Source organism: Enterococcus sp. 6D12_DIV0197 (assembly GCF_002174385.1).
Classification (GTDB): Bacteria; Bacillota; Bacilli; order Lactobacillales; family Enterococcaceae; genus Enterococcus_D; species Enterococcus_D casseliflavus.
Genome location: NZ_NIBN01000001.1, coordinates 1,060,554 through 1,083,819, shown reverse-complemented (window position 1 = coordinate 1,083,819; position 23,266 = coordinate 1,060,554). Strand labels below are relative to the sequence as shown.

The following is a 23,266-nucleotide window of genomic DNA, read 5'->3' as shown; positions in this document are numbered from 1 at the left end:
TCGCCTTCTAAAACACAACATATTGTGCTCGTTTTTTTATTATCGTACTATATAATGTGTATTTCAATCTTGAATTTTATTATTTTCCATGTATAATGAGAATGATTATCAATTAGAAAGACGGCGATTCTCATGCTTCCTCCCCAAACCAAGATATTTTCCATCCAAAGAATTTCTCATTTAGCACTGATCACTGCGGCTTGTATCGTTGGACGGTTAGTTTTTGTCTTTATCCCTAACATTCAGCCTATGAGTGCCCTTTTATTTTTAGTGGCTTTTTCTTATCGTTTATCTGATGCGTTGATGATTGCCTTATTAAGTTTGCTCGGAACAAATATCTATCTAGGCATGGGTCCCTGGACGATCAGTCAATTGGCTGCACTTACTGTCACCATCGTTCTTTTTCATCAGATTGGAAAAATACCGATCATCAAGAAAAACCGCTTCTTGCAAGCTTTCTTTGCCTTTCTTTGCGGACTTCTTTATGGCTTGATCGTTTCGTTGATGGAAGTTTGGCTTTATCAGTTTCCTTCGTTTCTTGCCTATTACCTTCAAGGACTACTGTTCGATTTCTTCCATGCCAGCGGAAACTTCGTCTTTTATCTGCTTTTATGGCCAGTATTTGAGCGAATAACACCCACCTCCTATAAATTGGCGAAAAAAAACGAGTGATTTCGATGGAACGAAGCATTCGGCTAACTTTGTTTTCGTGTTTCTTAGAAAGAATGTTCGCATAAAATTTTTTAAAAAAAACAAAAAAACTACGACTACTCTCCTGTTTCCTTTGCTTAAAAATCTATCCAAAAAGTACCAGTGAAAGCCTTTCGAAAGGGTTTCTTCCATCTTTATACGTCCATTCATTTAAATGAAATGATCCCTCTTTCATCCATGCCCTTGACCGAATGTAGTTGGATTTCTTTCAGATTATTAATGAATGATGATGTTTGCTTTTGCTATCATCAGAAATTTATTATTTTTTTTAAATAACAATTTAATTTTTCTTGACCAAAAGAATTCAGAGGTTTATCCTAACTATGGAAAATCAACGACTGGATAAAAAGAAGCAAATGAAATTTTTTTATTCAATTTGACCTTTGACATTTGTGAAAAAATGCATAAGAAACTTGATAGTGATCAAGCGCTTATGGAAAGAAATTTTTTTCTCACTAAATTTCAAAAAACGCTCTATTTTAACCAGTCAGAAAAATCATTTTAAGAAGGAGAAAGCGATGAATGAGAAACAATTACGCTGGTATAATATTGCGCTGATGGCGTTCGTCTCTGTTTGGGGACTGGGAAATGTTGTAAACAACTACGCTCAACAAGGGTTGACTGTTGTTGTTTCGTGGCTATTAATTATGGCTCTTTATTTTGTACCCTATGCATTAAGTGTTGGTCAGTTAGGATCGACCTTCAAAGAGTCAAGTGGTGGGGTCTCCTCATGGATCAAAGAAACCTCAACAAAGCGGTTGGCTTTTTTTGCTGCTTGGACTTATTGGGTCGTTCACGTGCCTTATTTGGCACAAAAACCCCAAGGAATCTTAGTGTCATTGAGTTGGTTATTTAAAGGAAATGGTACATTTGTATCAACGATGGGCTCCATGGAAGTCTCGTTGATTTGTTTAGCTATTTTTCTATTCTTTTTATGGATTGCCTCTAAAGGATTGACGACCTTAAAAATGATTGGGAACATCGCCGGAACAGCCATGTTCGTGATGTCGATTCTTTTTATTCTTTTAGCAGTCACTGCTCCAGCAATGACTGGTGCTGAAATTGCTACACCAAACATGTCATCTGTTTCAACCTATATCCCTAAATTTGACTTTACCTATTTAACCACGATCTCGATGCTGGTATTTGCGGTAGGTGGCTGTGAAAAAATCTCGCCTTACGTAAACAACACAAAAAATCCTGCCAAAGAATTTCCAAAAGGCATGATCTTTTTAGCCGGTATGGTGGCGTTATGTGCCTTGCTCGGCTCGATTGCTATGGGGATGCTTTTTGATGCCAATCATATTCCAGAAGATTTGATGGTCAACGGCGCTTATGAAGCCTTTCAACGACTAGGAAACTTCTACGGAATCGGCAATTTCTTTGTCATTCTTTATTCCATAGCCAATGCGTTAGCGCAAATCTCTGCTTTGGCATTTTCAATTGATGCCCCATTGAAAATATTATTGTCTGATGCTGATTCAGAATTTGTACCAAATGGCTTAGCAAAACTAAACAAAAAAGGAACACCAGTAAATGGGTATATTATGACTGGTATCCTAGTCAGCATTTTGATCATCATTCCAGCACTAGGAATCGGCAATATGACCGAACTGTATCGTTGGTTGCTGAACTTGAATTCAGTTGTCATGCCATTGCGTTACTTATGGGTCTTCTTAGCCTTTATGCTAGTCAACAAACACGCCAATCGCTTTACTTCCGATTATAAATTCGTGAAAAACACCAAGGTTGGCTTTGGGATCGGCTTATGGTGCTTCTTGTTCACGGCCTTTGCCTGCATTTTAGGGATGGTTCCTAAACTTGATTATGGGGCAGATCCGCAAGCTTGGTTCTTCCAATTGGCCTTAAATATCATTACGCCAATCGCCTTTCTTTTGATTGGCTTGATCTTGCCGATCATTGCGAAACGTGTAAATAAAAAATAATCATTCCCTCAAAAAAGAGGTGTCCGACAACTATTTCAGTTGTCGGGCACCTCTTTTTTTGTAAATGAACTTCTTCGCCGCTCGCGGCATTTGCTCCATCCTCTTGCCGAAGCGTTCATTCTTCTTCATTTTGCTCTTTGATTCCATACTTGATCCATTGCACCTTATAGCGAAAATCTTTGATCAGCTCTTTTGCGTTCCATTCATTGGAAATAAAATCTGTCAGACTATCCATCACAACCGCCATAATAAAGTAAAGGAAACTGACGGCTTCTTGCTTATCATGGATCGTAAAGCGATTTTCTTCTAACAGCTCCAACCATTGGCGAATCATGGGCGAATCGTCAGGGATCGCATCGCGCTTCGTCCAGGCATTGCTTTGGGTACATAAGTGGATCATTTTCCAATGATCATCTTCAGGTGACCATTGACTGCACCAAGCCAAGTATTCTTCGATCCCTTTGAAAAAATCATTTTTGTTGCGATTGATAAACGTAAAAATCGCGGAATGGATTTGGTTTGAATAGTCGGCGATCGCATAGTCATAGGCATCTTCTAAGTTTTGAAAGTACTTGTAAAAGGCCCCTCTAGAAATGTGCGACTTTTCGACGATGGCAGAGACCTTGACTTGACTGATATGCTTGCTGAAGAATTCTTCTAAAAGCACGGCATCGATTTTTTCTTTTTTCGCTTGTTTTAAATGAAAAAATGTTGTACTTGGCAAGGGATTCTCCTCCATCATTCGCAATCTACTCCCTCTATTATAAACAAATCCCTCTACTTTTCCACTCAGACTTGTGCAGTTTCTCTTGACGGGGCGTTTTGTTCGATGAGATTGCCATCTTCCATTCGGAAAATGCGATCACTCCATTGGATCATTCGCTCGTCGTGAGTGACCATGACTGTCGCTTTCTTTTTCTCATGCGCTTCTTTCACCAATAACTTCACCACTTCATACGCATGATCGGTGTCTAAGCTGGCAGTTGGTTCATCCGCCAAAATCAAGCTTGGGTCATTAAACAACGCCCTGCCGATCGCTACTCGTTGACGTTCCCCACCAGATAAATCGCGGGGAAACTTGTCTTGAAGATCGAGAATATCTAATGAAGCAAGCAATTCATCAATCCGTTCCTTTTCCTTGGCTTTTCCTGAAACTTTGTCGACCAAATAAAATTGTTCCTTTACCGTTAGAAAAGGGATCAAATTCGAGCTTTGCAAGATAAACCCAATCTCTTTAAAACGCAACTTTCCTCGTTGCTTTTCATTTAATTGGGAAAAGTTCACCTGGTTGATGATGATCTCTCCCGATGTTGGACTTTGTAAGCCGCCAGCGATGGTCAAAAAGGTACTTTTTCCTGAACCAGAAGGACCGATGATACTGACAAACTCCCCTTCTTGAACATGAAAATTCAGTCCTTTTAATGCCGTTACTTCGGTATGCTGCTTGCCAAATTTTTTTATAATATCCTTCATTACTAAAATGTCTTTCATCTTTGTTACCCTCCTATTGCCGTAATTGGATCGACTTTTGTGACCGTCCGAATGGAGAATAAGCCGCCTAGAACTGCCACGAGAATCAAGATGCCGCTATAAAGCAGCCATTGCTTTAATTCAAAGAAAAATGGCATGGCATCTGGTAAAAACAAGCTGGTGCCGTATGCCGCCGCAAAGGCTAGGGCTACCCCGATCACACCGACCATAAATGCTTGCGCAATAATTGATTTGGCAATAAAGCTGGTCCGAATCCCTTGGGCTTTCATCACACCAAAAATCGCCGTTTTTTGTAGGGTGATCACATACATGAAAATCCCCACGATTGCCGTTGCAACAACAAACAAGAAGTAGATCATGGCATTTAAGGTCAAGTTTTGGGCAGAAAATCCAGGAAGCTTTTCAATAAAGTCTTCCGTTGCCAACACTTTGAGCTGGGTTCCTTCTTGGTTATCGACTTTCGGATCACTTGATTTGGTCACAATGATATTGATGGGCTGCTCCTTGTCAGATGGAAATGGTTGATTAGCAAACTTCATTTTCGTCCAAGTATCCAGGGAAGTATAAATCACTGGTGACACCGTATAAGACGTTTCTGGGGTGATCCCAACGACTTTGAAGGTTTCATCTGAACGCCCGATTTTCACTTGATCCCCGACCTTGATACCTTCTTCTGCTAAGTTTTCTGAAATCGTGATCTCATTTTCTTTTGAAAACAGCTTGCCCTCTAAGACTTCTGGTAACAAGAACGCATCGTCTTGTGTACCAAAAACAGTCACATTGACTTGTTCATCATTGACCGTGATGACACTGCTATATAAACCAATCGGGGCTTTTTGAGTCCCTGCTACACGGTCTAGATCCCCTCTCGTCAATTGCGAAGCCGCAAATGTGTCATTCGCATCTTCTGATAAAACGATCGCGGATGAATCCCAGTCGACGATGGCCTTTTTAAAATCCCAGTTAAGTCCCGTTGCTAACCCAGACAATATAAAAACAACATAGGCGATCAAAAACATGATTCCTACGATCAGCCCATATCTTAATTTTGAATAACGCATTTCTTTTATAGCCAGAAACATTGCTCTTTCCTCCTGTTTTCCAAATGTTGACAAAGTGTCACTTTTCGAAGAATACCACACAAGGTGACACTTTGTCACTTTTTACAACTCGGAAAGTTTGTAAGGTTGATCGATCATTCTTTTTCTGTCATTCACTGAGGATGTTTTTTTAAAGGAGTGAGAAAAAAGAGAGTTGAATAGTGGGCGTTTCGCGTAAAATACGCCATTTCCTTTTAATATTCTTGGCTAGATGTAAAAAAAGCATGGCCGTCCGTAAATAGTCGAACCATGCTTGGCAAAAACGAACACGAGGTTTTCATTAATGGTATTCTTGAGATCAGCTGACCTTGCTTTGTCCAATTGTGGAAATTACTGCTCGTAACTGATGACACGAAGTATCAAACTGCCGTTTTTCCTCAGGGGTAAGCGTCAATTCAATAATTTCGCGGACGCCGTTTTGGTCCACGACTGCAGGAACACCTGTGAATAAATCGTTGATGCCATATTCCCCATCAAGGTAGGAAGACACCGGCAGAATCGCTTGCTCATCATTTAAGATCGCTCGAACGATTCTTGCGACACTCATCCCTATTCCGTAAAAAGTTGCTTGTTTTCGATCAATGATTTCATAGGCGGCATTTTTTACTCGTTCAGAAAGAACTGCTAGATCGGCAACGGTCAAACGATCCTTTTGCTTGATCAATTCTACGATCGGTTGCCCACCGATCGTTGTATGGGACCAGACAGCGACTTCCGAATCACCGTGTTCCCCAATGATATACCCATGAATATTCCGTGGATCGATGGCTAATTTTGCCGCCACTTCTTTTCGAAGTCTTGTGGTATCGAGGGTCGTTCCCGTACCAATGACACGATTGGCTGGCAACCCTGACACACGCCATGCTTGATAAGTTAAGACATCGACTGGGTTTGAAGCGATGACAAGCACGCCATCAAAGCCTGAAGCCATCACTTGTTTTGTGACGCTTGCCATAATTTCGGCGTTCACATCGATCAATTCAAGCCGTGTTTGTCCTGGCTTTTGGTTGATCCCTGCAGTAATAACGACGATATCAGCATCTTTACATTCCGAGTACTCTCCCGCCCAAACTTTGATGTTTTCTTGTCCCCATGACATACCGTCTAACAAATCGAGGGCTTCTCCTTCTGCTTTGTCCCGATTGACATCGATCAAGACCAATTCATTGATCAGTCCTTGATTGATCATGGAATACGCAATGCTCGTTCCAACGAAACCTGTTCCGACAACGACAACTTTTCTGCTTGTACTTTTCATGTGCGATCCCTTCCCTTTCTTTTCAAATACTTGTACTATTGTTTTGCGTAGATTACGCATTTTCTTAAAAAATGGATGATTTTTTGTACTTTCTTAGTAACTATGACCGGCAATCAGCGCTTTGGTTTGCTGATACAAATGAACAGCATATTTTCCTAACACATAGCTGACGACAATCACGGCAAAGCTTGTTTCAATAATCGTTAAGGCTTGTAGAAACCCAAATATCAGTGGGTGATTCGCAAAAAACAGCGCTGATTTGAACATAGCAGTCGCTGAAATCACAAGAGGAAACGTAAATGCCGCATAGCTTGGGTAAAAGCCGACTGCCAGCATGTTTTTCATATAAGCGACGACACAAAAATAAATCGTTTGTGACAATAACAGCATAAAGGCGACAAACCAAGCAGAGCCTTGTTCAAATACGGAGAGGTAACCCGCTAAACAAAGAGAACCTGGTGCTGTTAAAATCGTGATCAAAGGAACTGCCGCACGTTCCGTCAGCTTCTGATGGACGATTCGTTTTAAAATAATCGGCAAAAGCGCAAAATACAATACCAATGCGATCCAGACGATCACTTCCCCCAGCTCTTTAAAAAAGACAGCAGAAGTATTGGGAATGACGCCAATCCCGACAAAGGTAATAAACCAGCTTGGATAAATGTATTCCAGCGAAAGGTCGACAGGCAAAATATGCACGACAACAAAATAGATCATTAAAGCAAAATGTAAGCCGATAGCCCCCCACCAGAGCAGATCATTCACCACTGCATTGGGAATGACCCGTTCAAAAACAGTGGAAATCACCATCAGCGCCATCGTAAAGGTCGGCGCCACCGAAGCAACGATTGGGTTTTGTAACTCTGACATCGTGTGCTTAAATGTAAAGCATACTTTCAGAAGGAAGAGCCCCATGATGAAAATACCAAGGGTGCAAAACCCATTTCCAACCGTCTCCATTCCTTCTGAATACAATAAATTCCCCAAAGACACAGTGCCTAAAATCAAGCCACAAATCGGGATTGGCAACGAATGTAAAAAATGCTGGATCGATGTTTTCATCAACTCATCCTTTCTTAATTTATGAAAATTTCAATTAAATTTGCTTTCTTTTTTCTTTACACTTATACTATAATCACCTGATAACCATTTGTAAAATTGTACTTTTAAATACTAATTATAAATTTTATTAATAATAAAGGAGTCCGCAAAATGATTGAATTGCTCAAAACCTTCATTGTTGTTTATGAAACGAGAAACTTTAGTCTTGCCGCCAAACAGCTCTATAAAACTCAGCCAACGATCTCCTTACAAATCCAACGATTAGAGGCGGAACTTGGATTCAAGCTTTTTGAACGTAAAGGAAAACAATTGATTTTACCCACCAGCCAAGCGGAGTTTTTGTATCCTCGTGTGGTCGAGTCTCTTCGCTCATTGTCCACTATTTTTTCGCAAGCCAAAGACGCCAAAAATTTTAAAACAGAGTGTGTGCTCGCTTGTTCGAATACCACCGCTGTTTACTTACTGCCCAGCATCATGGCGCAGCTGATTGCAGAATTTCCAACGTTTGCCTTTGAAATCAAAATCATGAATTCCCAAGAAGTGATCGATGCCGTCGAATCAAACAAAGCCCATATCGGCCTGATTGAAAAATCAATCGTTTCGCCATTGATCCAAAAAGAATTCGTTTATCGCGATGAATTGGTGTTAGCAGGCAACCTCGCTTCTGATTTTTGGGTCTTGCGAGAAAACGACTCGGGGATGTATTACATTAACGAAACCTATCTGTACGCACAGCACCTGCATCCGCAAATCATCAAAGCCAATAACAGTGAAGTGATTTTGTCCCTATTAAAACAAAACATCGGCAAATCGATCATTTCGAAACTTTCATTACCAGAAGAGTTGCCTTGGCAGGAACTTGATCCAGAGTACCGCTATCGTGATCTTTTTATCATTCAGAATCGTCAGCGTGTGACGCCGGAAACCGGAGAGGTGTATGAGGAGATTAAACGGCTGTTGTTGGCATTGATTCCATAAATATTAGTCTTTTGAACCAATTAAAGTGAATACAAAAAAAGACGCTGGAGTGTCGTTTGTAACTCCTCCAGCGTCTTTGTGTTTTTATAATTCCTTGATAAACCGTTTCTGTTCATGACTGCTATGATAGCCATGGTTTTCATAAAACCTGTGAGCAGCATGGCGTTTAACATTCGAATTTAATCGAATGCCTTGCATTCCTCGCTGTCGGGCTTCTTCTTCAATTGCCGACAGTAGTTTCCCGCCAACGCCTTGCTTTTGCACTTGATCATCCACTACCAAACCTAGGACATTAAAAAATTGCCCAGCAGAATAAACTGTTGAATACGACTGTGCTTCAATCATCCCAACTGCTTTTCCCTTTATTTCGGCAACAAGCAAGAGATGATCCTCCTCAGCTAAAATTCTCTTTAGGCCTTCGATCAATACTTCTTCTTCAATCGGATAGCCTAGTACTTTCGACAAATGAGTTAGTTCTTTATGATCAGACAATGCTGCGGCTCTAATTTTCATGATATTCTCCTGTCTTTTGCGTTTGATTAAACTATATTTTTTGACTGTCTGTTTGTCAAGAAAGCCCGTTCTACGTCGCTGATGTGAAATACCAAAAACTACATAAACTGAGATTGAAATAAGAATTAAAAGAAAATCGATAATCCGCCTTCTGGCTTTCCTCCATTCGTAAAGCTCATACAGAGGAAAGATTTTGGCATACCTTGGAAGGGATGGCTTAGGCATACATTCGCTACTGGCATTCAACCTAATAAGATTTTCGTCTGTTTCGCATTAGTATTAAAAAAGGCTCGTAAATACTTTGATAAGACTTACGAGCCTTTTTCACTTTTCTATGGCACAAGCGGACTCGCCGCTTCGCGTGACTTTTTCTCAGTAGTGATTACTCCACATACAATGTCACAAATTTTGCATGGTCTATTTTTTCAAGAGTGACTACATTCTTTTCCACAACAAGTGCTTCTTTTGTAGCTTCTTTTAAATCGACTGTTTCTACTACATTCACTGGATGGTTGAATGTGATCGTCGCGTGTCCTACTTCATCTAAAAGCCCATTGTATAGGCGAAAAATATAACCTGGACGATCTTCGGCTTTTTTCAATACACTCAGGGTCAAATTGCCATTGATCTCAAAAAGACTAAAGTTTGCCGGTAAGGTTGGTTCAACCGGTCCTAAAGTAAATATCAAGCGGGAATTCAGGAATTCTGCGGATTGATAAAGAGTGATCGGTGTTACTGCTTGTTTGGCACGCTGTGCAACATTTGCTTGATCAAATCCTTTAGCAAAGTAAGCAACAGAGAAATCAAAATGCATCTTTTTGTGACACTGCGCAGCTGGTGTTGCAATCACTGATTCTCCTGAAGCACGCCCTGGTCGATACAGTAGATTCTCTTTCCCCATGAAGCCATAGGTTCGGAAAATCGTTAAGCGAATCGTGTCAAACGCTTTCCCCACGATCTCATATTCACGTACACCCTTGGGCATGACTGATACGCCATGGGATGCATCGAATAAACCGACAAACGATTGACAAGTTTCTATGGCGATCGGCTGCTCATTCCATTGCTCTTTATTGGCTTCCCAAAGAGCCATTTCTTTTTCAAACACAACGGGGCGCTGCAACGTACCAAACTGTTGGTCAGCCAGCGAAAATTTCGAGGCAATTCCGGTATCAAATAGCACACATACCCGATGACTATCCACTTGTTGGTTTTCAACCGTTAAGTTGAAATCAATTTGTTGCGATTGTTTTTTCAACACGATCGTCAATTGGATCGGCAGTGAAGCCGAGACCTTCTTTTCTGCACGTTCAGCTAAATCCTTCGGAACCCTCAGCGTGAATGCCACATCAATCTTTTGGTAGATTGCTGATTGCTGAATCGAGATCGTTGGTTGCGCATCAATTGATGAAATCACAAAATCTTTCACAGGTGGTGAATAATTGAATGAATCACCATCGTCGCCATTTTCTTCAATGATCCCTTGATTTTGATAAAGCACCTGATTGGTTTTATCTAGAATATCCAACGAGCCATTGCTATTGACAGTGATCTGATAGTACTCATTTTCGATCGTATTGGTTGTAATCTCCTGCAATGGTGCGCTTGTATCACCTTTTAAATCAATTGTCAGCTGGGTATACCCCATACTCGGCACGTCAGTCGTTTCTATGGCAATCTTTGCTTTATAGACTTTCTCCGGCAAATAGATCTCCTTGACTGGATCTAATATGTTCCCCTGATTCAACACATACTCCGTTTGGTCGGTAAGCTCTAAAATCGTATAAGGTAACGCCTGACCTGACTGGTCAAGGATCGCAAATTCTTTTTGCGGCAAATAAACCTCTGCTTCGATCACCCCATTACGTTTTGTGTCATAGGTATTGAAAAGCGTAAAAGTAATTTCTTTTGCTTGTGGGTTGTTGATTGCAATAGAAATCTGTCGTAACATCAATTCGACAAGATTCATAGAAATATCTCGCGCTTGCTTATAGCGCATATAGATATCTTCGTTTGTCGTATCAGAAACACAAGAACCAATCGAATCATGCGCCGCATTTTCAAACATTAACTTCCAAATCTCTATGACTGTTTCTACGGGGTACTCAAATCCTAATTGCATAGCTATAGTTAAGATAGGCTCCATGACATTGACTAAGTAATGTTGGATCTGAGTGTTCATCGCCTTCAAATCAGGACGTGAAGAAAAAATCGTTTTGTGAATTCGCATCAATTTGCCGTTGATCAGTTCACCAGCGATTTCTTCCAACTCAGGATGGCGTGCTTTGACCGCAGCAATGTATTTTTCGATCGTTGAAAATTGTAACTCATACTCATCCTGATACAGTTGATTCATTCGATCAACCAATTCTGGAAGATTTTCTCTAACTGGTGCTTGGTCGAAACCATTTGGAAAATACACTTGATCCGTTGCACTGCGTCCCCAAGTCGTTTTAAACGGTTCTTGATGTAAGAACTCTGCTAATTCTGCTTCTCGTTCAGGAATGGCACCGCCAATGTAGTACCCACTTGGGATCTGGTAAACATTGACCACAGAACCATCTTCTCCACGCCATTTGTACTCTGTGTGTTTAACATCGTCATCACTGACACCGCGCCAAAACATCGTGTCAGTGATACCAAACTCACGATAGATTTGTGGCATACTAGCTGCTTGTCCGAAAGAATCTGGCACATAGCCGACATTCATGTAGGTTCCGAATGCTTCACAAATTTTCATGCCATATAACATATTTCGAACAATGCTTTCTCCCGAGATCACTAATTGATCGGTTTGTGTGTACCATGGGCCAATGATCAATTTTCCTTGTTGGACAAGTTGTTGAATCCTTTCTTTGTCCTGTGGGCGCCATTTCAAGTAATCATCTAACAGAGAAGCCTGTCCATCTAAAATGAAACTTTCATAAGGATCATCCTTTTCTAGTTGTTCAATGACGTTTTTTAGATCGTGCATCAAATAGATTTTCGAGCGACTCGTCGTAAAATACCATTCGCGATCCCAATGACTGTGGGGTACGACATGTACTGTTTTTTTCATTCAATCATTCCTCTCCCGTGATTAAAAAAGGCACGTAACGATGGGTGTCGTTCGTGCCTATTAATTTTTCTCAATTTTTTTACCATCTGGTACGCATAATTTGATCCTTACATAAATGCTTCGAATTTTGAAAATCGTTTCTCTTCAAATACTCTTGTTTTCTTCCCCAAGTCTTGTCCTTGTCAGATACCTTAAACCGTTCTTGAAAAATCACCTGATCGTGCCTTTTCTTTTGCTACTATTTAGCTAATCAGCCTTGTTGCTTAGTTTTCAAAGCTCACTTCAATATCATCGAGGGCAATATCTTCTGTTTGTTCTTCTTGCTTATTGAAATTCACGAATAAAGGCGCGACAAAACCGATGAAGGCTGCTCCTGCAAATAGTCCAATCAAATACGCCCAACCGTTTCCAACAGTGAAGAAGCCGTAGATTCCCCCAACTGGTGGCATTTTGTCATACATTCCTAATGCGATCCCCAAACCAGAAGCAATTGCACCTCCCAACATGTTGATCGGCACAAGCCGTAATGGATTGACTAATGTAAAAGGAATTGCTCCTTCTGTGATTCCGATGAACCCCATAATAAAGTTATTACGCCCAGCATCCAGTAGCTCTTTGTTGAATCGATTTTTGTGGAACAAAGTTGCTAAGGCATATCCAAATGGTACCGCACAAATCGCAACGTTCACGATGATGGCTGGTAAATAGACTCCTTCCGCTAGTAACACATTTCCTGCCATCCAAGCAGCTTTGTTTACAGGTCCCCCTAAGTCAGAGCCAATCATTGCCCCCATGATGACTGCCAGTAAAATTTTGTTAACATCATTTTCAATCATGGTTCGGATCCATTCAACCAAACTAGTATTGATCCACGCCAATGGCTCAGAGAGTAAGGCGCCCATGACGATTGCTACAGACAATGTAGCAATCAAGGGTAAAATTACCAGCGGCATCACCCCAGCAAACGACTCCGGTAATTTGATATGTTCTTTCGCCCACTTCACTAAGTATCCTGCTAAGAACCCAGCAATAACTGCCCCTAAAAACCCAGCATTGGTGCTAGAAGCGACTGCACCACCGATAAAGCCGGCACCTAGCGCAGCCTTATCTCCAACAGAATACGCGATAAAACCAGCCAAGACAGTATTGATCAAGCCGATTCCTGTCCACCCTACTTGTTCAATCAAATAAAGCGCATGTTTAAAGCCTTCCGTGTCAGCATAAGGATCTAAGCTTGTGATCCCCATACCAAGAGCAATCATTTTCGGAATGGCAACAACCAGTGAAGCACCAATAATCAATGGCAGTACAAAACTAATTCCACTCATCAAGTGGCCTTTTAAATCTGCTAGAACTCTTTTCATCATCCTTGCCTCTTTCCTTTAGTTTGCGTTTCTTTGTTCAACAGCAGCTACACATTTCTTCAGCACCGCTTCCGGTGCTTTGATACACGTATTGATATTTACTCGAATTTGCGGTTTTCCTTCAAACCGTTCCATCCCAACAACTTTTTGGTCAGTCGCTAAAAGCAAGAAATCTGCTTCTTTTGCTTCGGCTGCAGTGATCTCATTGACTTGCCCTAATGAGCCTTGCTGTTCGATCTTGACCTCATAGCCAAGTTTCGCACCAGCTTTTTCTAAAGCTTTTGCCGCCATCGGTGTATGTGCCAATCCAGCTGGACAGGCGGAAATTCCTACTATTTTCATACAATTTTCTCTCCCATCATTTCCTTTTTGATCAATTCTGCTAAATAAGCTTTGTCTTCTGATTGTTGAATCTGCTGGATGAATGTCTCTTCAAGCAATGCGGTTGCTAGGCGACTCAACATTTGCAGATGCACCGTTCCTTCATCTTTTTTAGGAACCATTAAAGCAAACACATTTTTGACTGCTGAATCATCGAAGGTTTCCCATTCGATGGCTTGCTCTAAACGAATAAACAAAACGGTCGGTTCCAAAACCGGTTCAGCTTTTGCATGTGGAATAGCAAAGCCTTCTTGTAAGCCGGTTGAATATTGTGCTTCCCGTTCAATGAATGCCGCACATGTATCTGCTGCATTGGTAACGATCCCTGATTCATAGGCATGATGCGCAATTACGTGAAACAGTTCTTCTTTTGATGTAACAGCCACATTCAAGAGAATATTTTTTTTCTGAAAATCCATCTCATCTGCTCCTTTCCTTTATTATGAAACCATTATCGTAATTCGTGTGGTTTATTTTCTATACACGTTTAATTTACGGTTTCTAATTTACGATGTAAACACAACAAATTTCCAATTCAAGTGGCAATCATTAGTAAAGCGTTTTCCAAAATGATTGCCAACTCTTCTGGAAATTTTCGGTACTGGTGAAGCATTTCATTCTTATTCTTTCTATTGTATGATGAGAAAGAGCACGGAGGTGAAACAAGTGTCAAAACTTGCTTATCAGCGATTAGATGATCTAATGGAAGTATTAACTAGACAAACGGCGCCGCTACCAATGAAGGAGTTAACAAAAAGCTTCTCGATTTCTGAGCGAACGGTTCGGACCGACATTGCAAATTTGAATGATTTGTTAACAAATGTGGGTGCCTCCATCAAGTTGATTCGAGGGCAAGGCTATTTGTTGTCTATTGGTTCAAAAGAACGATTTCATGACTGGTGGACTGAAAGTATGTCGACTACCGAGTCCTTTCTAACTACGAGTGAAGAACGACAAGCCTATCTACTTTTCCTTTTATTTAAGAATGAAAACCCTTTATCCTTAGATGATTTTCTTGATCGATTATTTATTAGTAAAAACACCTTTTACTCATACTTAAAAACGGCTCGAGACAATTTAGCGACCTATCAATTAAAAATAGTAAATCGTCCAAATATTGGCTTTGAAGTCTTGGGTAACGAATTCGCCAAGCGACAAGCAATCAGTGATCTTTTGATTGAAAAAGATCTCCAAGAGTATTTGGTGGGTTTTACGGAAATGGAACTTGAGTTGTTTGATACGATTGATCTGACCCGCTTGCAAGAATTGTCATTAAATCATCTGGCGCCCTTAGACTTGTTAGACTCTGACTACTATCATAAAAACATTCTTTCTCATTTTGCTTTAGCAATCAGTCGCTTTATAGCTGGCCATCAGATCAACGAATTTCCCTTGCACGTGCCCGCGCTCAAAGAAGACGCCCAGAAAGTTGTTGGTCACTTCTTAGAAGAAATCGATCATGCATTTGATATACAATTGACTGCTGGAGAAAAACAATACTTCATTTACTATCTTGCGATGAATGCACCACGTTTAGTTGAAACAGGCGATGCAAGCGATTCTTCCACGAAAACTGCGAAAGCCATTGTGGAAGAATTATTAACTGCGATCAAACAGACGTCAAACTATGCGTTAGAGACAGACAAGATGCTAATAGAAGATCTGACATCTCATATTGAGGGCTTTATCAATATGAATCTAATGGATGCACGCCGTAGCAATCCATTGCTGGCAACGATCAGAAAATCTTTTCCACAGGCTTATGATTTATGTTTGACTCATTTAGAAACGGTAAGCCTGAAACACGGTTTTTATTTTTCTCCTGATGAGATCGGCTATATCGCTTTGCACATCGCAGGTGCTATGGAAAGGAGTTCCATCAGAAATCATCATAAACATCGCGTCATCCTTGTTTGCGGAACCGGTCGAGCCATGAGTCGTATTATTGAAGCAAAAATTATCAAGCACTATCAAGAAACGATCGAAGTCGTTGATCGCTTTTCTTACGTCGAGCTACAACAATGTGATCTTTCTGCCATTGATTTTGTGATCACAACCGTTCCATTAGAACAGTTCTCGGTTCCTTCTATTTACATCAACATGGCCAAGCTAGATAAAGAAATTGGCAAAATCGAACCGTTCATTGAAACGCTCAGTGAATCAAAAGATGGTATCTATTCATTGTTTCAAAAAGCATTTTTTCTTCATGAAAATCATGCAGATAAAGAAACCTTACTAAAGAAAATGGCGCAGCAACTGTACCAAAAAGATTTTGTGCCCCAAGATTTTTATGACAGTGTGAAAAAACGAGAAGCAATCAATCAGACCAATATTAACGAGTGGCTTGCTATCCCCCATCCCATGACCTTGATGGCAAAACGCTCAGCCGTTTCAGTGGCGATCATTCCTGACGGCGTTGATTGGGGAAATGGTGATTTGGTTAAATTCGTCTTTCTCTTTGCGATTCAAAAAGACGAATATGAAGATACCGAAGAAATCTATAGTCTTTTATTAGAGTTGATGGATCGTGAAGATATTCAACAAGCAATCCTGCAAAATAGTGACTATCACCACTTTTTGAGCTGTATAAAGCAATTATAAAAGGAGCTGGGAATCCAGCTCCTTTTGTTGATATGACTAATCTTATTTGATAGCTCTTTTTCTCATTCATAGTATGCAAGATTAAGATTGTTTCTTGACCTTTAAAATTTTAAATATCATTAACAAGATGAAACCAATAATACAAAACAATCCAACGAGAACATATCGTTGATCTGCAGTTTCTCCTGTCTTAGGCAGAGCAGCACTGTCTGATTTTTTTATCCTTTTATTTTCTTTTTCTAACACTTTTGGCTTCGATATATTAGTGGAGCGATCATTTATTGAAAATTTGATCGGTGTTTTATCAATTTGATAACCACTCGGTGCTTTGGTTTCAATCAACTGATACTCTCCTACTTCTAAATTACTTATCTCAACCTTTCCATCTTTGCTCGTAACTATGTTTTTTTGTAAAATATTTCCTTTCGAATCTTGCAGCTCAAACTCTGCATTTGCCAGTAGTTTTCCTGTTTCGCTGTCTACTTTTTTCAGAGTTACTTTCCCAAGTTTTGGTGATACATAAGTATTCTTGAAAATAATCGATTCTTGGTACGCTGGACTTGCCACTAATTGTCCAGATTGGTCTTCCACATTTACGGTTACATGGTATTCTGTTTGGTCATAAGTGATCGTGCTATCTGTCCCTGCGACTTCTCGGATCGTATACTTGTATGTGCCTGCTTGGTCATAGTCGATTGCATCGAAGTAAATTTTTCCGTTGGCATCATTGCTCTTGGTTTGAATCACTTCCCCTTGTTCGTCCAACAGCTGGAATTGAAATTCATCTGCACTTAGTGCTTTGCCAGTCAATTCTTTACTTGCTTCTAGAACCGCACTCCCTTTTGCGGGATTGTAGCTATTTTTAAAAACAGCACTGCCTTCATAGCTTGGACTTGCCACTAATTGCCCCGATTGGTCTTCCACATTTACGGTTACATGGTATTCTGTTTGGTCATAGGTGATAGTGCTATCTGTCCCTGCGACTTCTCGGATCGTATACCCTAACATTCTTATGCAAAACTCTTATCAATAGATCATCTAATCTAAATCATAAAAATAGACCTAATAGAATTCCCCCTAAGATGAAGAATGCAGAGTTAATTTTGTATTTAAGAATACCTAATAGACTAATAAAAAAAATTAAAATGAAATACCATTCAACAAAGATATTTTGTCCTAATTGGATGGTAACATTAGCCATCAATGCTAATGCTGCCGCATTTATACCAATTAACATTTTGGAAAATGTATTGGATTGTTTAAGCTTGGAAAATAGTGGTGCTAATATAAGAACCAGTAGAAACGATGGTAAAAAAATCCCTACTGTAGCTACCAAAGCACCTGGGATATCGAAAAGTAAATAATGCCTGCTGAATAAATCCCCCATTTTTAGCTTACGGGTTCACCAGGGGTTCAATTCTGGGTAAGCTCATCCATTGGATGAGAGTCAAAAAAATGCGCAATGAAACCTTGGACAGGTTCATTGTAAGGATGGATAAAGCAATTACACACAGACTGGTCTCTTCAAGGCGTGTTCGAATAAGCCTGAGCCCGAACTTTCTTTTCGCCAGGCTGAAGCCTCTTTCGACCTCTACTCGATCGCAGTTATCAGTGTATTCTTGTTTTTTGTCAATCTTTTGATCCTTCTTGGGCCTGCCGAGCGACGGTCCGGATAATCGGATTCCGAGTTCTTTGCAGTAGCTCAAGTTTGTGCGATTTCGGTATATTTTGTCCGCCAAAACTCGTTCAGGATACACTCCCATCCGCTCTCTGTAGCGTTCTACCGCAACTATGAGACATTCGCTCTCGTTGTAGGCATCGAAGGAAATTTTTTCAATTCGGGCGTAACCGTTGGTTATGCTCATATCCAGTTTGGCCCCGAACTCAACCGGATTCTTGGCTTTTCCCCGGACAATCGGGCGGATAAAAGGCTGGCTGATACTGACGATGCGATCCTGCACTTTGTGCGTCCTGCTTGTGTGCATGTAAAGCTGCTGTTCGTACAATTTCCGCAATGTCCCCAACAGGTTGGCTTGCTTCGGCACTAGCGTATAGCCTTGCTTTAGAAACGCATCGATGTACCCGAGATCCCGCCGGATGTAGTTCAGTTGCTTGCCGATGGCTTTGCGAATTTGTTTTCCGCTTTTCTTTTTCTTGCGCGCGATGTTGAGATAATCCTTTCGGGCCATTTCCGATAGGTGCGGGGTTTGGGAAGATGGTTTGCTTCGCAGATTGCGTCGATGAGTCCTTCCAACTTTTCCCGGCATTCGTTCAACAGTTCCGTGTCTTGCGGAAACTTGATTTCTGAAGGTGCACAAGTGGCATCCAGAATGAGCGTTCCTTCATTCTCAGATCCTGACGCATCATTGTCATTGTCGTCATTGTGGGAATCATCTTCTCTATCCTCTATCGGTTTGAGGATCAATTCATTGATTTCAATCAGAATTTCGGAAGAGAGACGTTTGCGGAAGTGCACCATCAAAGAAGCATCGAACGGCTTTTCATCCTTGTACGAAGGCAGTCCGACAAAGTACTGCAGATAGGGATTTTCGCGAATCTGATTGACGACTTCGATATCTGCGTACTGAAATTCATTTTGAATAATCAAGGCACCCAGTGCCATTCTTACCGGCTTGGCGATGTTCCCTCTGTCACTTTTGAACAGAGCGGCATACTTATCTTCAATGACTGACCAGGGAATCGTAGCCGCTTTTTTGACCCAACGGTTTTCTGGGTTCATCGTGAGCCCCAACGGCTGATCGAAGTCATAAAGGGTTAATTGCCGATTAGTCTGCTTTCTGTACATATTCATCGCCCCTTCGTATGATTTTTGAAAAAAGTGCACGGGTTTTTGGTGTTTCCCTCTGTATTCTATGCATCTATTATACCAAAAAACAGCTAAAAACACTGTTACGATAAGGTTTGTAAATTATTCAGTAGACATTAAATAAAATTAATGTAACTGACTTAATGCTTTTTAATTTCAGTAAAATCTTTATTAAAATTTTCCTCCTATGCCTTTAAACTTCTCTACAAAGGTCGCAATCTTCTGAAAGACAGTTTGTTTTTTCGTTAAGTATTTAGGATTCAGAGGGCTCATCTTAGGCAGAATTTCATTCAGTTCGGTTCCATTCTCGCTAGCATATTCTCTTTTTAATGAGGCAAGTATGTATCTCTTTGCAGCCTCTTCATTAAGTTCTTCGGTATTAATCAGTTCCTCTGCTTCACGTTTTTGTTCTGCTTGCGCAAATGAGAAGAACGCATCAATAATGCTCGCTTTATCATGAATCTCATCTAAATTTGTTTGATTGATAAAATCAACTACTAAGCTTTCTTTTGCGCGGTTTCCCACACTGGATCTAATTAATCGACGTACCTCTTCAACTAATGATGCTTTGTCTTTTGACTTCTTGTTTTTCTCAAAAATCAATTCGAGGATATAATCTAGGTTGATTTCTTGTGACTTTAATAAATCTACCTCAAAGACAACATCATCCCAATCAATCGTGGAATCTGCTTTTTCTTTACCTGCTTTTTCACGTCGAAGCCAATCACGAATATCGTTATAAGTAGACCGATAGTCTTGAATAACTCTTTCTTCAGGCATCTTAATCTCCCTCATAACACTGATATCTTCATCACTTAGACAATGAGCAGATTTAAATTCCTCCACCGCCTCAGGATCATTTATATCTACCAATTGCAAAGCTTTTAGACTAGAAAACTCATCATAGTTTTGTAAGATGTTGTCAACCCGTAGATATTCACCAAAGAGCCTAGCAAAATCTTTTTTATCTTTTTCAGTGACAATCTCATCAATGTTTGAGAAACGAGATTCTAATTCCTTCACTACATCTACATATCCACGACGGGCTTCACCAGTAGAAATATCAGTGAAACCTTCCATGTATTCTTTATAGCTTTTTTCAAGCACTACATTCTTAGTATTTTTATCACCAAAAAGAGTGATTGCATCAATCGTTGATTGTTCTAGATCTCTGAAAGTAACAATATTTCCAAATGTTTTAGTCGCATCATAAATACGATTGGTTCTTGAAAAAGCTTGCATTAAGCCGTGAAAACGCAGATTCTTATCGACAAACAAAGTATTCAGTGTTGGTGCATCAAACCCAGTTAAAAACATTCCAACTACAATTAGAAGATCAATCTCTTGTTTTCTTACTCGACTAGCAAGATCACGATAATAATTCTGAAAACCATTACTATCTACCCCAAAGTTGGTTTTGAATAAATCGTTGTAATCCTTTATTGCTTGAGATAGAAATTCTTTTGCACTACTATCCATAGCAGACGGCTCAAATGTCTCATCAAGGATTTCTCCTATCGCACTTTGTTCTTCGTTAGCGGCAAAAGAAAATATTGTCGCAATTTTTAAGGGTCTTTCACTATCTTTTTGTAACGTAGTTAAAGATTCATAGTAAAGCTTAGCTGCATCAACACTACTTACAGCAAACATTGCATTAAATCCTTTTCTATTAGCGTGAGACCGATGCGTTTTAAGTCTAAAATTATTCAGGATATACTGTGATATCTCTTTGATTCTTTCAGGATGTAATAATGCTTCCTTAGTCTCGGCTGCCGATAGTTTTTTCTCATCTTGTTCCATCTCAATAGACTTAAATTTAGGACGCACATCATTATAATCTACTTTAAATTTTAAGACTTTTTCGTCTCTAATGGCATCTGTAATAACATAAGCATGTAATTCTCGTCCAAATACTGTTGCCGTTGTATCAGAACCTAAAGCATTTTCAGGAAATATAGGTGTACCAGTAAAACCAAATTGATAATATTGTTTAAACTTTTTCGTAATATTCTTTTGCGCTGCACCGAACTGTGAGCGGTGAGCCTCGTCAAAAATGAATACTACTTGCTTATTGTATATAGGTAAATCGGATTCGCCTTTAATCAGGTTATTCAGCTTTTGAATCGTAGTGACAATAATTTTATTATCATCTTTGTCTATATTACGCTTCAATCCCGCAGTATTTTCTGATCCATTTACACTGTCAGGAGAGAATCGTTGATATTCTTTCATCGTTTGATAGTCTAAATCTTTTCTATCGACCACAAAAAATACTTTATCGATAAAATCCAACTCGGTAGCTAAACGAGCTGCTTTAAAACTGGTTAGTGTTTTGCCTGAACCTGTTGTATGCCAAATAAATCCACCACTTTCACTGGAGTTCCATTTTTTAGCATGGTATGAGCTTTTTATTTTCCATAAGATTCTTTCAGTTGCAGCTATTTGATAAGGTCGCATAACAAGTAACGTATCGCTAGAATCAAAAACTGAATAGTGAAATAATACATTCAATAATGTGTTTTTCTGAAAAAAAGTTGCTGTGAAATCCTTAAGGTCTTTAATCAGGGTATTATCTGATTTCGCCCAGTTCATAGTAAAATCAAAACTGTTCTTATCTCGTTTAGTTGTATTCGCAAAATAACGGCTATCAGTCCCATTAGATATAACGAAAATCTGCAAATACTTAAATAGAGAGTTTTCTGAATTAAAGCTCTCCTTGCTATATCTATGAACCTGATTAAATGCCTCTCGAATGGCGATTCCACGTTTCTTTAATTCTATTTGAACCAGAGGTAGCCCATTAACCAAAATAGTCACATCGTATCGGTTAGCTTGAGTCCCTTTTAGTTCGAATTGTGAAATCACTTGCACCTTATTTTTTGCGATATTTTTTTTATCTACGAGATAAATATTTTGAATATGCCCATCATCAAAGACAAAATCATAAATATAATCTGTATGAATTTTTCGAGTCTTATCGATAGTGTTGTCACTTGGATTATCTAAAAATTGCACACAAAATCTAACCCATTCTGCTTCTGTAAATTCTACATTATTAAGGTTTTGCAGTTGCACACGGACGTTAGCAAGCATTTTTTCAGGAGTAGTTACGCTGGTAAGATGCTCATATCCTTGATTGACCAAATCTTGTATCAGTTCTCGTTCTAAATCGGCTTCCGTTTGATAATTTGTTACTTGTGAATCTATCTTCGTATATTTATCTAGTACGATAAAGTTATTTGATTCTGCGATAGGTTTGAAATCAGCCATTTTTATACCACCTCTTTTGGAAAACTAAGAAGCATATTACGGTAATACTCATATTGTTTTTGACGCAACTCTATTTCACGAGGTAGCCCCTCAGTAATCGAAGATGTTAGTGCTTCAAATTTATCGAGGATAGAGACAATTCGGGCTTGCTCTTCAAGACTAGGTATAGGAATTTTAATCTTCGATAGTATTGTTCCTGTTGTAGTTACCCTTGTTGTCATATTACTGGAATTAATAATCTCTTTTCTTACTTCGTGAGATCTAAAACAGTAAGCACAATACTCTGGAAGCAAAAGATTTGTCTTCGGCCGCGCCCGAATAAGAAAACCGCTAAAAACACAAATAGAAATATCCGTCAATAAAACTGAAGCATATCCAATTTCATCTTTAGTTTCTGATGTTCTAGTGAAGAATACGTCTCCTCTTCTACAACTAAATCTCTCAATATCAGAAGATGTCGTTTGTACTTTACCTACAATAGAGTTTTCAAATAGTTTATTATTCTTAAAAACATCTGTGTAATTGATAATGTTATCACCACTACCAAAAAACTCTTTACCCTTGTTAATACCATTTTTGAAGTCAAAAATTTCACCCAATGCTTTCCACTCAACTTCACCCTCTTCAAACGTCAACAACTGATCACGGTAATAAGTATATTGCTTTTTACGAGCGGTAAGCTCTGCGGTGAGCTCTGCGGTGAGCC

The 23,266-nt window shown here is 39.7% G+C and carries 20 protein-coding genes; 4 read left to right on the top strand and 16 right to left on the bottom strand.

Annotated features, from left to right (window positions below; translation table 11 throughout):
• Positions 1–132 precede the first annotated feature (132 nt).
• Both A5867_RS05165 and A5867_RS05160 read left to right on the top strand, forming a co-directional pair.
• Complete coding sequence (locus A5867_RS05165; protein ID WP_087627021.1) at positions 133–672, top strand: hypothetical protein; 540 nt, start codon at positions 133–135, stop codon at positions 670–672.
• A gap of 557 nt (positions 673–1,229) precedes the next feature.
• Positions 1,230–2,657, top strand: coding sequence for an amino acid permease (locus A5867_RS05160; protein WP_087627020.1), 1,428 nt, complete (start codon positions 1,230–1,232; stop codon positions 2,655–2,657).
• A 115-nt stretch (positions 2,658–2,772) separates the two neighbouring features.
• On the opposite strand, the gene A5867_RS05155 is transcribed toward A5867_RS05160, so the two are convergent.
• The 5 genes from A5867_RS05155 to A5867_RS05135 form a co-directional block, all read right to left on the bottom strand.
• Positions 2,773–3,399: a TetR family transcriptional regulator gene (locus A5867_RS05155; protein ID WP_087627019.1), complete on the bottom strand. Its 627-nt coding sequence runs from the start codon at positions 3,397–3,399 to the stop codon at positions 2,773–2,775.
• A 47-nt stretch (positions 3,400–3,446) separates the two neighbouring features.
• Positions 3,447–4,148: an ABC transporter ATP-binding protein gene (locus A5867_RS05150; protein ID WP_077453594.1), complete on the bottom strand. Its 702-nt coding sequence runs from the start codon at positions 4,146–4,148 to the stop codon at positions 3,447–3,449.
• Between the two features lie 5 nt (positions 4,149–4,153).
• Entirely contained in the window at positions 4,154–5,230 is a 1,077-nt protein-coding gene (locus A5867_RS05145; protein WP_086339214.1) for an ABC transporter permease, read from the bottom strand.
• 316 nt (positions 5,231–5,546) lie between these two features.
• Positions 5,547–6,506 (bottom strand): L-lactate dehydrogenase, encoded by a 960-nt coding sequence (locus tag A5867_RS05140; protein WP_087627018.1) that lies wholly within the window; start codon positions 6,504–6,506, stop codon positions 5,547–5,549.
• 93 nt (positions 6,507–6,599) lie between these two features.
• Positions 6,600–7,568 carry a TDT family transporter gene (locus A5867_RS05135; RefSeq protein WP_087627017.1) on the bottom strand — a complete coding sequence of 323 codons (969 nt, stop codon included), beginning with the start codon at positions 7,566–7,568 and terminating at the stop codon, positions 6,600–6,602.
• A gap of 150 nt (positions 7,569–7,718) precedes the next feature.
• Between A5867_RS05135 and A5867_RS05130 the strand changes: the two genes are divergently transcribed.
• A complete protein-coding gene (locus A5867_RS05130) occupies positions 7,719–8,546 on the top strand; it encodes a LysR family transcriptional regulator (protein ID WP_087627016.1) in 828 nt (275 codons plus the stop codon).
• Between the two features lie 84 nt (positions 8,547–8,630).
• Here A5867_RS05130 and A5867_RS05125 read toward each other — a convergent pair whose 3' ends face one another.
• From A5867_RS05125 to A5867_RS05105, 5 genes are all read right to left on the bottom strand, one after another.
• The gene (locus tag A5867_RS05125) at positions 8,631–9,059 is read right to left on the bottom strand and encodes a GNAT family N-acetyltransferase (RefSeq protein WP_087627015.1); all 429 of its coding nucleotides are present in this window, start codon (positions 9,057–9,059) and stop codon (positions 8,631–8,633) included.
• Positions 9,060–9,441: 382 nt separating this feature from the next.
• On the bottom strand, positions 9,442–12,117 hold the full coding sequence (gene mngB / locus A5867_RS05120) for a mannosylglycerate hydrolase (RefSeq protein WP_087627014.1): 2,676 nt from the start codon (positions 12,115–12,117) through the stop codon (positions 9,442–9,444).
• A 263-nt stretch (positions 12,118–12,380) separates the two neighbouring features.
• Positions 12,381–13,481 (bottom strand): PTS fructose transporter subunit IIC, encoded by a 1,101-nt coding sequence (locus A5867_RS05115; protein ID WP_015509121.1) that lies wholly within the window; start codon positions 13,479–13,481, stop codon positions 12,381–12,383.
• 18 nt (positions 13,482–13,499) lie between these two features.
• Positions 13,500–13,823, bottom strand: coding sequence for a fructose PTS transporter subunit IIB (locus tag A5867_RS05110; RefSeq protein ID WP_005237427.1), 324 nt, complete (start codon positions 13,821–13,823; stop codon positions 13,500–13,502).
• Positions 13,820–14,281 carry a PTS sugar transporter subunit IIA gene (locus A5867_RS05105; RefSeq protein WP_005225261.1) on the bottom strand — a complete coding sequence of 154 codons (462 nt, stop codon included), beginning with the start codon at positions 14,279–14,281 and terminating at the stop codon, positions 13,820–13,822. The genes A5867_RS05110 and A5867_RS05105 overlap by 4 nt, the downstream gene beginning before the upstream one ends.
• Positions 14,282–14,528: 247 nt before the next feature.
• Here A5867_RS05105 and A5867_RS05100 point away from each other — a divergent pair, with 247 nt between their 5' ends.
• Complete coding sequence (locus tag A5867_RS05100; protein ID WP_140397101.1) at positions 14,529–16,463, top strand: BglG family transcription antiterminator; 1,935 nt, start codon at positions 14,529–14,531, stop codon at positions 16,461–16,463.
• A gap of 81 nt (positions 16,464–16,544) precedes the next feature.
• Here A5867_RS05100 and A5867_RS05095 read toward each other — a convergent pair whose 3' ends face one another.
• The 6 genes from A5867_RS05095 to A5867_RS05075 all read right to left on the bottom strand — a co-directional run.
• Positions 16,545–17,471, bottom strand: coding sequence for an FctA domain-containing protein (locus tag A5867_RS05095; RefSeq protein ID WP_087627012.1), 927 nt, complete (start codon positions 17,469–17,471; stop codon positions 16,545–16,547).
• Positions 17,472–17,511: 40 nt separating this feature from the next.
• A complete protein-coding gene (locus tag A5867_RS05090; RefSeq protein WP_225582140.1) occupies positions 17,512–17,850 on the bottom strand; it encodes a chromate transporter in 339 nt (112 codons plus the stop codon).
• Positions 17,851–17,857: 7 nt separating this feature from the next.
• Positions 17,858–18,652, bottom strand: coding sequence for a transposase (locus A5867_RS18065; RefSeq protein ID WP_212648491.1), 795 nt, complete (start codon positions 18,650–18,652; stop codon positions 17,858–17,860).
• Positions 18,568–19,269: a transposase gene (locus A5867_RS18060; protein ID WP_212648490.1), complete on the bottom strand. Its 702-nt coding sequence runs from the start codon at positions 19,267–19,269 to the stop codon at positions 18,568–18,570. Before A5867_RS18060 ends, A5867_RS18065 begins: the two co-directional genes overlap by 85 nt.
• Positions 19,270–19,461: 192 nt before the next feature.
• The gene (locus A5867_RS05080) at positions 19,462–22,560 is read right to left on the bottom strand and encodes a type I restriction endonuclease subunit R (protein ID WP_087627011.1); all 3,099 of its coding nucleotides are present in this window, start codon (positions 22,558–22,560) and stop codon (positions 19,462–19,464) included.
• Between the two features lie 2 nt (positions 22,561–22,562).
• Positions 22,563–23,266: restriction endonuclease subunit S (locus A5867_RS05075; protein WP_170927501.1), on the bottom strand; the 704-nt coding region annotated here is incomplete at its 5' end.